We start from the raw sequence: 12,913 nt of genomic DNA, 5'->3' as shown, positions 1-12,913 counted from the left end.
GCGGCGCCGGTCGGGCCATCACGCCTGGCGTGTCAACGGAGGTCGTGAGGGTGCCAGCCGGTGGGGAGTTTGGGGAGGCCGATGAGGGCGTCGATGCCCAGGTGTTCTTTGAGGAGGGCTTTGAGGCCGCGGCCGTCGATGAGTTCCATGCGGCCGGTGCGTTGGGCGAAGTCTTTGCTGGTGGTGCCGAACCAGGAGGTGGTGACGAGGATGCCTTTGGCGGCTGCTTTGTCGTGCATGACGCCGGCCAGGGCGCGGACGGCTTCGGCGGGGACGACGTTTTTGTAGCGTTTGGCTTGGATGATGCACAGGCCGCCGATGATGGGGTCTTCGTTGGTGGCGACGGCGTCGATGCCGTCGTCGCGGGAGGCCTGGGTGACCCAGGCTTTGAGCCCGATGGCTTCGAACAGGCGCCGGACCAGGTGTTCGAACTCGGTGGGGTCGAGTGCGACGAGGTCGGGGCGGCTGTCGAGGCCGGCGACGACGTCGATTTCCTCGACGAATTTGTATTTGCTGAGGTCGAAGGTGACGACAGGGCGTACGGGTTCGAGGTCGTAGGGGTGCTGGGAGACGATGGCGTTCAGGTGGCGCAGGCACAGCACGGGGTCGAGCTCGGGCTCGTCCAGGACCAGTTCGGCGAAGGTGTCGCGTTCGGCGCGGACGCTGACCAGGCACGGGCGGACGGCCTTGCCGGTGGCGCGGTCCTTGGCCTGGACGTGCCCGTTGAACGCCACCGAGGCGACCACGGCGGGCGGTGTGACGGCGAGGACCTCGTCGACGGCGCGCAGCGCGAGGCGGGCGACGAGCTGCCTGTACAGCTCCTTGGTCTCCGCTTCCTTCCGTGGCTGCGGGACCACGGCCGGCGGGTCGGCTGCCTTGTACCGGTAGCCGGCCGCGGACGGGATGACGTCCTGGCCGGGCAGGTCCACGTCCACCATCAGCTCACGTGACTCCGGCGCATACGCCAGCCGCCACGCCCTTCGCAGCCCCGCCGGATACCCGCACCCGGCCAACACGCCCTCCACCGCCTCCACGAACGCCGTCGCCCCGTCGGCCAGCGTGTGCTCCACGGCCCCGCGGTGATCACGCAGACCGGGGGAGCGGTCCACCAGCACGCGGCTCAACCTCGCCTCGTGAGCCTGCACGTCCGCGGTCCGCTGCTGCGCCTCGGCCTTCAGCGCCTCGACCAGCTCCTGCTTGGCCACCCGCGCCGCCTGCTCCGCCTTTTGCTTGCGCTCCCTCTCCTTCTGCGCGGCCTGCCGCTCCCGGGCCTCCTGACGCCGCGCCAGATCCCGCTCGACCTGCTCCGCCTTCCGCCTGCGCTCCGCGTCCTGCCGCTTCTTCTCCCGCTGCGCCGCCGCCCAGCGCTGCGCCTGCTCCCGTTCCTCCTTGGCCGCTGCCCGCTCCTTTTGCAGTCGCTCCTGTTCCGCAGCGCGGGCCCGGCGGGCCTCTTCCTGCTGCAGGCGCTGCTGCTCGGCGGCCTTGGCCTTCTTTGCCTCCTGGTAGGCTTGTACCAGCTGAGCGGTCAGGGATTTCTTGCGGGCCACGGCGCCCCCCCAGATCCGTCGTGTCGCTTGATGTGAAGCCATGCCCGCCCTACAGGACCAACAACCCCTCGCCTGGCCGGATCGCATTCCGCTCTGCTGAGGTGAAGCACGTCGGCTGCTGTCTCACCGTGCGGCCTTGCGGAATGAAGCCCAGCGTTGCTCTCTGCGGCATGCGCCACGGGGTGTTCTGGCGCCCCTTGGATGCCCGGACGTCACAGCAGGGGCAGGTGGTCCGGGTGGTGCTCTCGCCGGCGCTGTGAAGTGAAGGGATGCCGCCCGGACGACGGTGAGCTGCAGGTGTGATGTAGGGGAGCAGCGCTGTGCTTGCCCGGGTCTGGTGCAGTCGTCTGGCGGTGGGGGTGGTGGGGTGGGTGTGCTGGTGTGCTCGTTCGGGGGATGGGTGTCAACCCGTCGGGTGTGGGCTGTGTGGCGCGTTTCGGCTGGTCAGGACGCTTACGGTGTTTGTCCGAAGCTGACGGATTTTCAGTGACTTGACGTATCCGGGCTTTAGCTACGCCTAAAAGTGGCATCCTTACCGAGGACTGGGAGCCGGCCGGATGGTCACTGCCGTCCGCGTCGCCGTCCTCCGGCAGCAGCAATGTACCGAGGTGCTTCCCAAATTCAGCGACATCGTTCCTGTCCGCTGCAGACCGCTCTCGGCGCTGACCAACAATCGCTGCTGGATCTTGGCGACAAAGCCAGGGGACCGGGCACGGATTGCCCAGTGACCGTGATGACGCCGATTTCCATAGCCGCGGCGGGGGCGGCCTGGGGGCCGCTGGCGTTGGGCTGACGGGAAGCGGGGGTGCGGCCCGTGAGCGGGCCGCGGTGGTGGCCGGGGGCTTCCCGGACGGCACGAGGCTCCCGGAACCGCGGGGAGAGAGAACTGTGCGAGGACTGAGCTGACAGCAAGGGACCCTGGGTCATGCCGGCCCGGGGTGCCCTGCTGTGTGATCTACAGTCGCTCAGTCCACCGACGAACTGCAATTGGCGTCACGCCCACTCGACGCCCATGTGTCCTAGGACAGCGCATGCCCGGGAACGCTCCGGCAGAGCAGCCTGCACTGCCCGTGTGGCGCCTCATGCCAGCAGCGGGGCGGGGATTGCCCTCGGTGGCGGGCGCTGGCCGGTGGCTGCGCTTATTGCGGTGTTGGGTTGGTGAGGAGGTCGCCGGTTTTGGTGCGGTGGTAGACGACGCGTCTGCCGATCCGGGTTCCGGTGACGAGGTCTGCGTTGCGGAGCACAGCGAGGTGGTCTCCGACGGTGCCGGGGGACAGGCCGAGGTGGGCGGCGAGTTCGCTGGTGGTCGCGGGGCGTTGGAGTTCGTGGAGGATGGCGGCGCGTCCGGTGCCGATCAGTCGTCCCAGGGCCTGGCCGGGTGTGGCGTGCGGGTGGGTTGTGGCGGTTCCGCGGGCTGGGTAGACCAGGGCGTACGAAGCTGGCGGGGTCTCGCACAGCCACGTACCGGCGGATATCGCGGCGACCGGTACGAATTGCATGCCGTCCTCGCCGACGACGCGGTCGGGGGAGGGCCGGTCGCTGAAGCGGATGGCGTCGGTCCCGACCCAGGCGCTGCGGCGGTTCATCTGCTGCAGGGCATGGGGCCAGCCGTAGGCGGCCAGCAGCCCGGCCCGATAGGTGACGTCCCGTTCCAGCAGTGCCCGGCGCCGGGGCCAGTCCGGGGCGACGTGGGTGGTCCAGATGTGCCGGAACAGGTCCGCGGTCCTGGCGGCCCAAGCACGCCCGGTCAGCCAGCGAAGATCGTGTTCATTCCAGCTGTGCGCCACCGACTTCTCCAGTTCGCAGCGCACCTCGGTATCGGATATGCGGGCTACCTGGACGAGTTCGCTGTCAATGGTGGTGCGCATGCCCGTGGTGGGCGGTATCGCCACGTGACTGGGAAGCCACTTGGTAGAGGCCAACAGCCGGACGATGCCCTGGGCGAAGGGGTCTGCATCCAGCCCCGCCCGGAACGCGGCTTGGTGGCGGGCATGCCAGGGAGCCAGCCACGGGTCACAGTACGACGCGTTCAGCACCTTCATGGACGCGAGCGTCTCCGCTAGCGGCGACAGCGCGAACCGGGACCGTGACAGGGCCTGGGAACTCAGCCGCAGCAGCGTCATCTTTCGCCTCCTGCCGAAACGATAGCGCCCACCGCCACGCCTTCCACAGACTCAGCCCGTGCCCTCACCACTGATGCTGCACCGGGACTTCCGCTGGTTTGTCACCGCGCAATCGGTGTCCCTATTCGGCACTGCGATGGCGCCGGTCGCGCTGGCGTTCGCCGTCCTGGACGCCTCCCAAAGCCCTGGCGACCTCGGGATCGTCGTGACCGCCTACATCGTGCCGCTGCTGCTGTTTGTCCTGGTGGGCGGGGCCACAGCCGACCGCTTTCCACGCCGCACGGTGCTGACGGCCGCGAACCTGGGCTGTGCACTCACTCAGGGCGCCGTCGCCGCCCTGCTGCTGACCGGCAGCTACGCCCTGGTGCCGGTGGCCGCCCTGGGGTTCGCCAACGGCGTCCTGGCCGCGTTCACCACGCCGGCCTTGCGCGGCATCGTGCCCCAACTCGTGCCGGGCGACCGGCTCCGGCAGGCGAACGCGCTACTGGGATCGGTACGCAACACTACGAAGATTCTCGGGCCGGGCCTGTCGGGCGTCCTGGTGGCGGCTGTGGGCGGAGGCGCGGCCATCGCCTTCGACGCGCTGACCTACCTCTTTGCAGCGGCGTGCCTGACCCGCCTGTCCTCCCTCAGCGGCCCATCCACGTCCCGCCGTTCCCTGGGACTGTTCACCGACATCCGCGAGGGCTGGGACGCCTTCCGCCGGATTCGCTGGGTCTGGACGGTGTCGCTCGCCTTCTGCGTGGTCAATCTGGTGCAGGTCGGCACCTGGCAGATCCTTGGCCCTGTGCTTACCCGCCAAGCCGATGGCGAGGTGGCCTGGGGGTTCGTGCTCAGTGCCCGCGGCGCGGGTCTGCTCGTGATGAGTGCCCTGATGTACCGGCTGACGGTCCGGCACCTGCTGCGATTGGGCCAGCTGGTGAGCGTACTGGGTGCACTGCCGCTCCTGGCGCTGGGCGCCCACCTGCATGCCCCCTGGCTGATCGCCGCGTCCTTCACTGCCGGACTGGGATCCTCCGTCGCTGCCGTCGGCTGGGAAACCTCGCTGCAGGAACACGTCCCGCCACACGCGCTGTCACGTGTGTCGTCCTTCGACAACCTGCTGTCCTACCTCGCCATGCCCGCAGGCCAGCTGAGCGTCGCCCCGCTCGCCGACCGGTTCGGAGGATTCCAGGTCGCCTTGGTCGCCGGCGTCGTCCACGCCGCGGCTGTCATGACCCCTCTGGTCTCCGGGGTGGTACGTCGCCTGCCCCATGGTCAGGGCCCCAACAACCCCGTCGATGGCGGTGCCGCCACCAGCACGCCCCCTGAACCTGTCACTACGTAGGTGCGCACCATTTGCTCGGCAGCATCGCTCTCGTAGCGCCAGCGCTGGGCTGGGGGTCCCGATCCAGCCCTTCCCCCGTGCTGCGGCTTTTACCAGCGGATGCCGGGTGTGTCGAGTTCCGTCCGTCGTTCCTCGGTGAGCTTGTCGGCCCGGCGGCGGGCGCGCTGCGCTATGCGCTTTGAAGAGAGAGGAAGGTCGTGGCGCGGGTGCGCTGGAGTGCGGTGATCCGGCGGACGACGAGTGCCGCGGCGATGGCTGCGAACACGCTGACGCTGTGCTGGATGGCTTCGCCGAACGCGTCTATCCGGGTGATTGCCACGGCGTAATCGTCCATGTCGGTGGAGCCTTCGAGGTAGATGAACTCGGCTACGAACGTGTACAGAAAGCCGCCCCAGATGGAGCCGATCCACAGCGTCCACCAGGTGTTGAGGAGCAGGCGTGTGGGGCCGGTCGGCTTGCTGCCCGGCCGGTCGGCCGGCGGTCCGTCCGGCGAGGGCGGGAGGGTGGCACGATCGATGTCGTTAGCGATCTTGCGGCCCATCCACAGGTTCAGCACGGGCACCACCCAGCCGCTGATCGCCCAGCTGGGGGTGGTGCGCATGGCGGCGGGGGCGAATACCTCGGCGTTGAGCCGCGCTCGGTGGAACCAGGCAACGAACGGCACTGCCGCGGCAAGCAGCGAGCCTTTCTGCACCCAGCCGGCCATTTTGTGGAAGTCGTTGACGGAACGTATGCGGTCGTCGGTGACATCGGGGGAGAGGTGGAGGATGTCACCGGCTAGGGACGCCGTCCGTACGGCGGCGAAGACGGCGAGGACGTCGGCCAGCAGTGCCACTGCGAGCAGCACGGTCGCGATCTTCGCAAGGCCGCCCGGATCGCGGTACTCCGGTTGGTGGGGGGTCAGCGCATGCGGTGTCCATCCGACGCACTGCGCGCATCGTCCCGAGGACGAAACAGCGGGGTGAGCAGCGCAGTTGGTGCATCTCATGGATCGGGGTGCCTTTGTGGTGGTTGTGCTGGGCGCCCGGATTCGGCCGCCGCCGTACCGTAGATGAGACTGCACACCGCTGTCCACAACGTTTCCGCAGGTCGGAAGGAGGGGGACGGCCTCACGGACCTCGGGTGCGGCGCCCGATCAGGCGCGGAAGCAATTGGGCGGTGCCGGACTGCCGGTGGATCCATTTGGTCGCCCCGCCCTTGGCGGTGATCCTGCCGCGCTTATCCGTGCGGGTACAGGTCTTCGACGTTCAGGCACAGCACCTCATGCGCCCGGGCAGCGGACTCGCAGAGCATCCTCTACTGCGCCTTCTCCCGCAGGGTGACGCCCGGGCGCCAGGGGACGGCGATCTGGTTCTTCGCGAGGGCCTTGGTGCGGCCCGGCGGCGCCGGCCGCCGCTCGCTACCGATGGTCGGATCGCCTTCGATCCGGCCCTGGCGCTGCCACCGGCGTCTTGCGGGCCATGGACAGCTCGCTGTTGACGGTGTCGGCGTCCATCTCGTCCGCCCGTGCCGCCGCCAGTTCGGCCAGTCGAGCTCGGCCGGCCACACACGCGCTCGTAGCGTTCATCGACGAGCACAAGGGCCGTTTCGGCGGCGTCGAGCCGATCTGCCGTGTTCTGACCGACCACGACTGCAAGATCGCCCCGTCCACCTACTACGCTCACCACAAACGCCAGGCCACGCCTGCGGCTCGCACCCTGCGGGACACCGAACTCAAGATCCTGATCCAGAAGGCGCACGACGCCGACTACCGTGTCTACGGGGCCAGAAAGATCTGGCGGCACCTGAACCGCCAGGGCCGTGATGTGGCCCGCTGCACCGTCGAACGCCTCATGCGCGACGACCTCGGCATCACCGGCGCCGTCCGTGGCAAGAAGGTGATCACCACCATCTGCGATCCGTCCGCGCCCAGGGCGCCGGACCTGGGCGACCGCGACTTCGTCGCCGGCGCGCCGAACCGCTGCTGTGTCGCCGACTTCACGCACGTCGCGACGTTCTCCGGCGTCGTGGATACCTTCTCCCGCCGGATCGTCGACTGGTCCGCCTTGGCCGTCGATACACCACTCCAGCGGACGTGACCCAAGCAAGGTCTGCTTCCCGGTTCGGTGTGGGCCCCGGCGCGGTACCCTCGTGCCCGCTCAACACTCAATGCTGGGGGGAAACTTGCCGCGTAGAAACTGCGGACGCTTGCCGATTGAGCAGTTGCACGAAGCGCTTGTGGACACTATTCCCGAGTGGTCCTCCATCGATGACCATGACACCGAGGTCAAGGTGCGATGATGAAGCGAACGGGCATCTGGGCAGCTCTGACCGTCGCGTTGAGCACCGTCCTGTTCTCCGCCTGTGCGCAGCATCCGGCTTACCGGCCCCGGGTGGATCCCGCACAATTGATCATCTCGCAGTCGCAGATTCCGGATACGCATTGCGGTGCCCGCGGTTTGAAGGATCTGCGTCAGGCGAGCAGCGTCGGCGAGAAGGAGAGTCGGGGTTCGAAGTGGTGGACCCTGCGCTCATGGGAGGCCGAACACGGCTGCGAGGTCAGCATGGCGGCATATTCCTATCCCGCAACGGAGGATGCCGAAAATAATTTCACCCGGAACAGTCCTCAGGCGGTCTACGGGTCTTCCTGGCCGTCGGAACCGACGGAGGTCGACGCCCCGACTTCCCTAGGTGGTAACAAGGTTCAGATCCTGTGCTTGGGGGGAAACGCAGACGTGGGGTGTTCGGACTGGATTTATTGGGCCCGATACGGAGACACTCTTGTGAACGTTGAAGTCTTCGATTTTGCGACACCGGGAATTAGGCTGGATAAAGAAACCTTTCTTGAGTTCGTGGGTATAGCGGACAGGAAAGTGGTGAACGAACTTGCGTGACGCCATGAAATTTTTGCGCGATCACTGGCAGGTGGCGGCGCTGGTAGTGGCTCGGCGTACAGCAGGGCTGACCGCAACCGCTGCAACCGCTACTGCACTTGAACTCGTGATGTCGGCCCAGAGTCTCGCCGTGCCGCCAGGACGGCTGCTCTACGACTCCGTGCTTGCCAGGCGTGAGGCGACGAGCGCCACGAAGCGCTGGAGGACGGCGAACGGCAGCGTTTGCGCTGCGTCGAAGTAGACCTCTGCTGGTTTCTCCTCCTCGGGCGCGTAGGCAATCACCGTCACCGCTGTCGGCCCTGGAGCCGGTGAAGCAGGCGTGGAAGCGGTTCCACCGGGAACCACGCGGGCCTCGCTGAGCTCGAAATGCGTCATCCGGCCCTCACCCGCTCCCGTCTCGGTGGTGAGGGCGCAGAACAGATCGCCGTCATTTCGAAACGGGCCCCGCCTGGATTGTGACGGCCTGGCGGGGCCCTGTGGCATGCACCCGGCAGTGACGATGACACCGGTGCGCGCCCGCCCACTGAAGCCGACCGTGGGCAGTGGTGCGGCGCGGCGTAGCCGGTACCGGCGCCACTCCAATGGGTGCGCGTCGTACGACGACCTCGTGACCCGGTGGGTGCCTGTCCGCAGGGGGTCGGCCGAGTCCGTTGTCTTGTGCGGTTGTTGTGTGGTGGTGATACTTCAGCGGCCGGAGAGTTCCGGTTGACGTTTCTTGAGTGGGGGCTTGATGCGCAGGAGACAGTGGTGGGCTCGGGCAGCGGCAATGCTGGCGGCCGCATGGGGGCTGGTGGTGCTGGCACCGGCTCCGCAGGCGAGCGCGGGGGGCTGCACCATCGTGGGGTGTTCGCAGTCCTGGAACTACACCTCCACCTATGCGACCGCGTTCAAGAGCTGGACGTGCGACTGGGGGACGACCGGTTCGTGGAGTACCGGCTGTGTCGGGGGTGATCCGTACGGGCTGTCCGGCTATGCGACGCACACACCGGACGGACAGGACTGGGATGTGGTGCGCATAGACGCGGGCTGGTGCTACAAGCTGCATCTGATGGCGCCGGGCAAGACGTGGGACGTGGTGTACGACCGTCGCGGAACGTCGGCGGCGTACGTCAAGGTCGAGAACTGGGGCTACGCCAAGATCACGTACCAGTCGTCCACGTCCTGTCCGTAGATCCAGGAACGCGCCGTCTCAAGGGCGCGGATGCCACACGACCTGGCGCGGGTCCTATGCGCCAGAGACGAGTCGCCGACCTGCCCCATGACCAACGGAGCTCGCCCCTGTGTCGGCAGTCCCCTTTGATCCTGAGGCAGCCAGGCCACCGGCTCGCGACTGCCTGAGCAGCAGGAACCTGCGTCCCGGCACCGTACGGCGCCGGGACGCAGGCCAGTCGGTACAGCCCGGCTTCCGGCGGCGTGTAAAGAGCCGAATCGGGGTGAATGGCCAGAATGCCGTGGAGGTCGGCTGTTGGACCGGCAGTCCGGTCGAAGGGCGTCACCTCGACATGATGAAGTCCAGCGCGTAGCCGGGGGCGGTCGTCCAGTACGTGACACGCTGGCCGTCGTTGGCGTAGAGGGTATCGACGGGCATGGGGACGTCGATCGGCTTGCCGGCTGTGCTGCCAGGCTTACGGCCCTGCAGGCTGAGCGTGATGCTCTTCGCCTCGTACTCGTCCATGGGGCTGTTCACGAGCAGGGCGGCGTACGCCTCCTGACCGGGTGCGAGGGTGACGGGCTCGCCGGGCGTCGGGGCGCTGTCCTCGATGACGGGGGCCGTGGTCCGGCCGTCGCCGAGCCGCACGAGCGGGTAGCGGTAGACGTTGCACTTCTTGTCGCCGGCATTCTGGACGGTGAGGAGCAGGTGCCTGGCGTCAGTGCTGTCCGCCGGCTCCTTCACGGCGGACACGCCGAGGTCCTTCTGGGAGCAGGCGGAGACGGTGGCGCTGGCGCTGGTGCGGTGCGTCGCCGCCTCGCGGGTCTTTCCCTTGGCCGTCTGCGGCCCGTTGGCGGAGGCGTGCGCCGAGACACCGTACCCGAGCACTAGGACGAGGCCCGTCGCTACGGCCACGAGGCGGGCAGCGGGGTACTTCATGTTCATGTGGGAGTTCCTTTTCGATCGTCACGAGGTCGCACGCGGCCGCGGTCCGCAACTGGGGAGCCAGGTGCGTTCCAAACGGTCGCGCCACACCGCCGTCCCCTCCGGGGCCGTGGGGGCGCCAGGGCATTTCGATGAACGGCTGCCGTGGCACCGGCGGGTGCTCCGGCCGGTTCAGCCGGTGCGACGGGCATAGCGTCGGATGCCCTGTGGCCGTGGGACAACAGCTGCCCCGCAAGTTGCAACGGTGGGACGGTCCCAGCGCTGGTGACCTGGGAAGACGCACATCCCTGGGATGCCGCTCCGGGACGAAAGACTTCCCCGGGCCGGAGATGGGACGGCCGGCGCCACGGGCGCCGAGCACAGTCACGACCGATTGGCGGCGAGGCCATGCGTGACGGAGGTGACGAAGAGAGGGATGGCGTGAGGGCGGAACCATCCCGGCCGTAGTTGCGTGCACGTATGCGGGGCAGCTCGTGGCCGGCACGGATCGGGGCCATGCAAGCGCGGAACCGATGGACGGATGTGAGGTCGGACCGCATGGACGTAAGCCGCGACGAGGCGGCGGAGTTCGCGTCCCTGCTGACGCGTTTGAAGAGCCGCACGGACCGCAGCTACTCGGCGCTGGCCCGCCACCTGAGCATGAACGCCTCCACCCTGCACCGCTACTGCGCGGGGGAGGTGGTTCCAGCGGACTTCACCGTGGTCGATCGGTTCGCCGAACTCTGCGGAGCCTCCTGGCAAGAGCGCGAGGACCTGCACCGCCGGTGGATCCTGGCGGACGCGGAACGGCGGCGACAGCGCTCGTCCGGTGCCCGGCGAGCAGTCAAGTCACGAGTGGACGGCGGCGATTCCGTGCTGCCCATGGCCGGGAGTCCGGACGGCTCGGCGGACGAGTCCGCCGAGCAGGGCTCGCCGGCCCGTCCTGGTCGGGAACCGGTCTTGTCGGCAGAGCGGCGCTCCCATGACGGGCGCCCCCGGCGACGGCCCTTGCGAGTGACGGCATTGGCGGTGTCGCTCGTCGTCTCGCTGGCGGGCCTCACCGCATCCGCTGCCGTCCGCGACGGCTCGCATGACCGTGTATCAGCGGTCTCGGGCCGCGGCACGCCGAGTGCCTCGGCATCGTCGCCGCGGAGCGACGGCAGTCCACATCCGGCCGCAGCCCCTTCCGCGAGTGGCAAGGGGCCGTCGGCCTCCGCGCGCTCCTCGTCGAAACCCTCGGCATCGGCCGCAGGGAGCGGCGAGAGCTCGCGCGAGGGCCGGGCGGACACCGGCACGGTCCCCGCCGGGGCGCCGCTCACCTGGACCGCAGACTCCCATGTCTGGCAGCTCGAATGCGACCACGACTACGTCATCGCCAGGCCACCGCGTCAAGTTCCGCCGCCCCCCGCCCCGGCGGACGCCGCAGTGTGGGCGGCGTCCCAGGGGGCGGTGCACGGACGCAACACCAATCTGCGGATCACGGTGCAGGGCCGGAGCTCGGGCGCCGTGGTCCTGACGGCGCTGCATGTGCGCATGGTCGAGCGCAGTGCTCCCGCCACCCGCGGAAGCATCGCCTATTCCATGTACGAGGGCTGCGGCGCCGTCCTCATTCCCCGGTACTTCTCGGTGAACCTGGACGTGCACCGGCCCCTGGCCCGTTCAGTGCCGGGCAACGATCCGGACAGGCCGGCCCCCGCGATCGACTTCCCCTACCGGGTGTCTCTGCGTGAGCCGGAGGTCCTGTTCCTCTCCGCGCGCACGGGGGCCTGCACCTGTGACTGGTACCTCGAGCTCGACTGGTCGTCGCAGGGCCGGACCGGCTCGGTCCGCATCGACGACCACGGCCGCCCGTTCCGCACCACGACCATCAAGGGGCTACCGCACTACTGGTATCGCCACCCCGGTGGCTGGGTCCCGATGACGGCCGTTCACGAGGATTTGGAAGCGGGCGGCTGACGGGACCCGGATCTCAGGCGGACAGCGCGTAAGTGCCCGGTAGAGGGCTGTTCCCGTGCCGGTGCCGGCGAGGATCAGGTGTCACCGCCTGGAAGAGCTGCTCATGATGGAGTGCTGTGACCAGTGATTGTGCACTCTGATTGGTTGCTCCGGTTCCGCTGCGAGGCTGTCTTCCTGTATGAGCCTGTTCCGCTTTGACGGACACCAATGGTGTGGTGGTCAGGCTGCGTGTGCTGTCTCGTATTCCGCTGGGCTGCGGTAGCCGAGGCTGCTGTGCAGACGGTGCAGGTTGTACCAGCTTTCGATGAAGTCGAAGATCGCAGTGCGGGCAGCGGCCCGGCTGGGCCAGGTGGTCCTCGTCGGCTTTCGCGGTCGGTGCGGTGTAGATGGGCTTGAGTGCGCGGGAGATCTTGTCCCAGTCCTGCCGGCCCGCATAGCGGAACGAGGCCCGGATCAGGTGGACGACGCAGGTCTGGGTGACCGCCTGCGGCCAGACGGTGCCGATCGCGTCGGGCAGCCCTTTGAGTCCGTCGCAGAGGACCATGCACACGTCCTCGACGCCGCGGTTCTTGATCTCGGTCAGGACCTGGAGCCAGTACTTGGCTCCTTTGAACCGTTCCGGGTTTGGTGTCGAGCGGGATGTCACGCGCTGACGGGTTCGTCGGCGTGGGTGTGTTGGTGATGGTAGGCGTCTTCGTACTCGTCTGGGGTGGTGTGACCGAGGGCTCCGTGCAGGCGCTGGTGGTTGTACCAGTCGATCCATTCGGCGGTGGCGAACTCGACGTCAGTGAAGGTCTTCCAGGGTTTGTTGCGGTTGATCAGTTCGGTCTTGAACAGGCCGATCGCGGACTCGGCCAGGGCGTTGTCGTAGGCGTCGGCGACGGTTCCGATCGAGGGTGCGATGCCGGCTTCGGCCAGGCGCTCGGTGAAGGCGATCGAGGTGTATTGACTGCCTGCGTCGGAGTGGTGGATCAAGCCGTTGACCTGCTCGTTCGGCCGGTAGCCCCGCTGCC

Annotated in this window: 11 protein-coding genes and 2 pseudogenes; 5 read left to right on the top strand and 8 right to left on the bottom strand. The window is 68.0% G+C overall.

The window, feature by feature from the left end:
* Positions 1 to 32: 32 nt before the first annotated feature.
* Both ACFWVC_RS29515 and ACFWVC_RS29510 read right to left on the bottom strand, forming a co-directional pair.
* A complete protein-coding gene (locus tag ACFWVC_RS29515) occupies positions 33 to 1,547 on the bottom strand; it encodes a restriction endonuclease (RefSeq protein ID WP_384293695.1) in 1,515 nt (504 codons plus the stop codon).
* Positions 1,548 to 2,686: 1,139 nt separating this feature from the next.
* Positions 2,687 to 3,670, bottom strand: a complete 984-nt coding sequence (locus ACFWVC_RS29510; RefSeq protein WP_384293692.1) for an ArsR/SmtB family transcription factor — start codon at positions 3,668 to 3,670, stop codon at positions 2,687 to 2,689.
* A 58-nt stretch (positions 3,671 to 3,728) separates the two neighbouring features.
* Here ACFWVC_RS29510 and ACFWVC_RS29505 point away from each other — a divergent pair, with 58 nt between their 5' ends.
* Positions 3,729 to 4,997, top strand: a complete 1,269-nt coding sequence (locus tag ACFWVC_RS29505) for an MFS transporter (RefSeq protein ID WP_384293687.1) — start codon at positions 3,729 to 3,731, stop codon at positions 4,995 to 4,997.
* Between the two features lie 169 nt (positions 4,998 to 5,166).
* Here the strand turns inward: ACFWVC_RS29505 and ACFWVC_RS29500 are convergent, their stop codons facing one another.
* On the bottom strand, positions 5,167 to 5,844 hold the full coding sequence (locus ACFWVC_RS29500) for a DUF4328 domain-containing protein (protein ID WP_384293683.1): 678 nt from the start codon (positions 5,842 to 5,844) through the stop codon (positions 5,167 to 5,169).
* A gap of 613 nt (positions 5,845 to 6,457) precedes the next feature.
* On the opposite strand from ACFWVC_RS29500, the gene ACFWVC_RS29495 reads away from it, so the two are divergent.
* The gene (locus tag ACFWVC_RS29495; RefSeq protein ID WP_384293678.1) at positions 6,458 to 7,075 is read left to right on the top strand and encodes an IS3 family transposase; all 618 of its coding nucleotides are present in this window, start codon (positions 6,458 to 6,460) and stop codon (positions 7,073 to 7,075) included.
* 198 nt (positions 7,076 to 7,273) lie between these two features.
* Positions 7,274 to 7,870, top strand: coding sequence for a hypothetical protein (locus ACFWVC_RS29490; protein WP_384293674.1), 597 nt, complete (start codon positions 7,274 to 7,276; stop codon positions 7,868 to 7,870).
* Between the two features lie 150 nt (positions 7,871 to 8,020).
* Here ACFWVC_RS29490 and ACFWVC_RS29485 read toward each other — a convergent pair whose 3' ends face one another.
* Positions 8,021 to 8,245 carry a hypothetical protein gene (locus tag ACFWVC_RS29485; RefSeq protein WP_384293669.1) on the bottom strand — a complete coding sequence of 75 codons (225 nt, stop codon included), beginning with the start codon at positions 8,243 to 8,245 and terminating at the stop codon, positions 8,021 to 8,023.
* A 391-nt stretch (positions 8,246 to 8,636) separates the two neighbouring features.
* On the opposite strand from ACFWVC_RS29485, the gene ACFWVC_RS29480 reads away from it, so the two are divergent.
* The gene (locus ACFWVC_RS29480; RefSeq protein ID WP_384293662.1) at positions 8,637 to 9,041 is read left to right on the top strand and encodes a hypothetical protein; all 405 of its coding nucleotides are present in this window, start codon (positions 8,637 to 8,639) and stop codon (positions 9,039 to 9,041) included.
* Positions 9,042 to 9,362: 321 nt separating this feature from the next.
* Here the strand turns inward: ACFWVC_RS29480 and ACFWVC_RS29475 are convergent, their stop codons facing one another.
* Positions 9,363 to 9,965: a DUF4232 domain-containing protein gene (locus ACFWVC_RS29475; protein WP_384293657.1), complete on the bottom strand. Its 603-nt coding sequence runs from the start codon at positions 9,963 to 9,965 to the stop codon at positions 9,363 to 9,365.
* 537 nt (positions 9,966 to 10,502) lie between these two features.
* On the opposite strand from ACFWVC_RS29475, the gene ACFWVC_RS29470 reads away from it, so the two are divergent.
* Positions 10,503 to 11,900, top strand: coding sequence for a helix-turn-helix domain-containing protein (locus tag ACFWVC_RS29470; protein ID WP_384293652.1), 1,398 nt, complete (start codon positions 10,503 to 10,505; stop codon positions 11,898 to 11,900).
* 219 nt (positions 11,901 to 12,119) lie between these two features.
* On the opposite strand, the pseudogene ACFWVC_RS29465 reads toward ACFWVC_RS29470, so the two are convergent.
* The 3 genes and pseudogenes from ACFWVC_RS29465 to ACFWVC_RS29455 all read right to left on the bottom strand — a co-directional run.
* Positions 12,120 to 12,248, bottom strand: a pseudogene (locus tag ACFWVC_RS29465) (IS3 family transposase); the annotation flags it as partial.
* 13 nt (positions 12,249 to 12,261) lie between these two features.
* A pseudogene (locus ACFWVC_RS29460) lies at positions 12,262 to 12,510 on the bottom strand (transposase); the annotation flags it as partial.
* A 32-nt stretch (positions 12,511 to 12,542) separates the two neighbouring features.
* On the bottom strand, positions 12,543 to 12,913 hold a 371-nt coding region (locus ACFWVC_RS29455; protein ID WP_384293649.1), incomplete at its 5' end, for an integrase core domain-containing protein.

The sequence above is a fragment of the Streptomyces sp. NPDC058691 genome, from assembly GCF_042714775.1.
Taxonomy (GTDB): Bacteria; Actinomycetota; Actinomycetes; order Streptomycetales; family Streptomycetaceae; genus Actinacidiphila.
The sequence above is the reverse complement of the archived record's forward strand: the minus strand, read 5'-3'. Positions and strand labels throughout refer to the sequence as shown.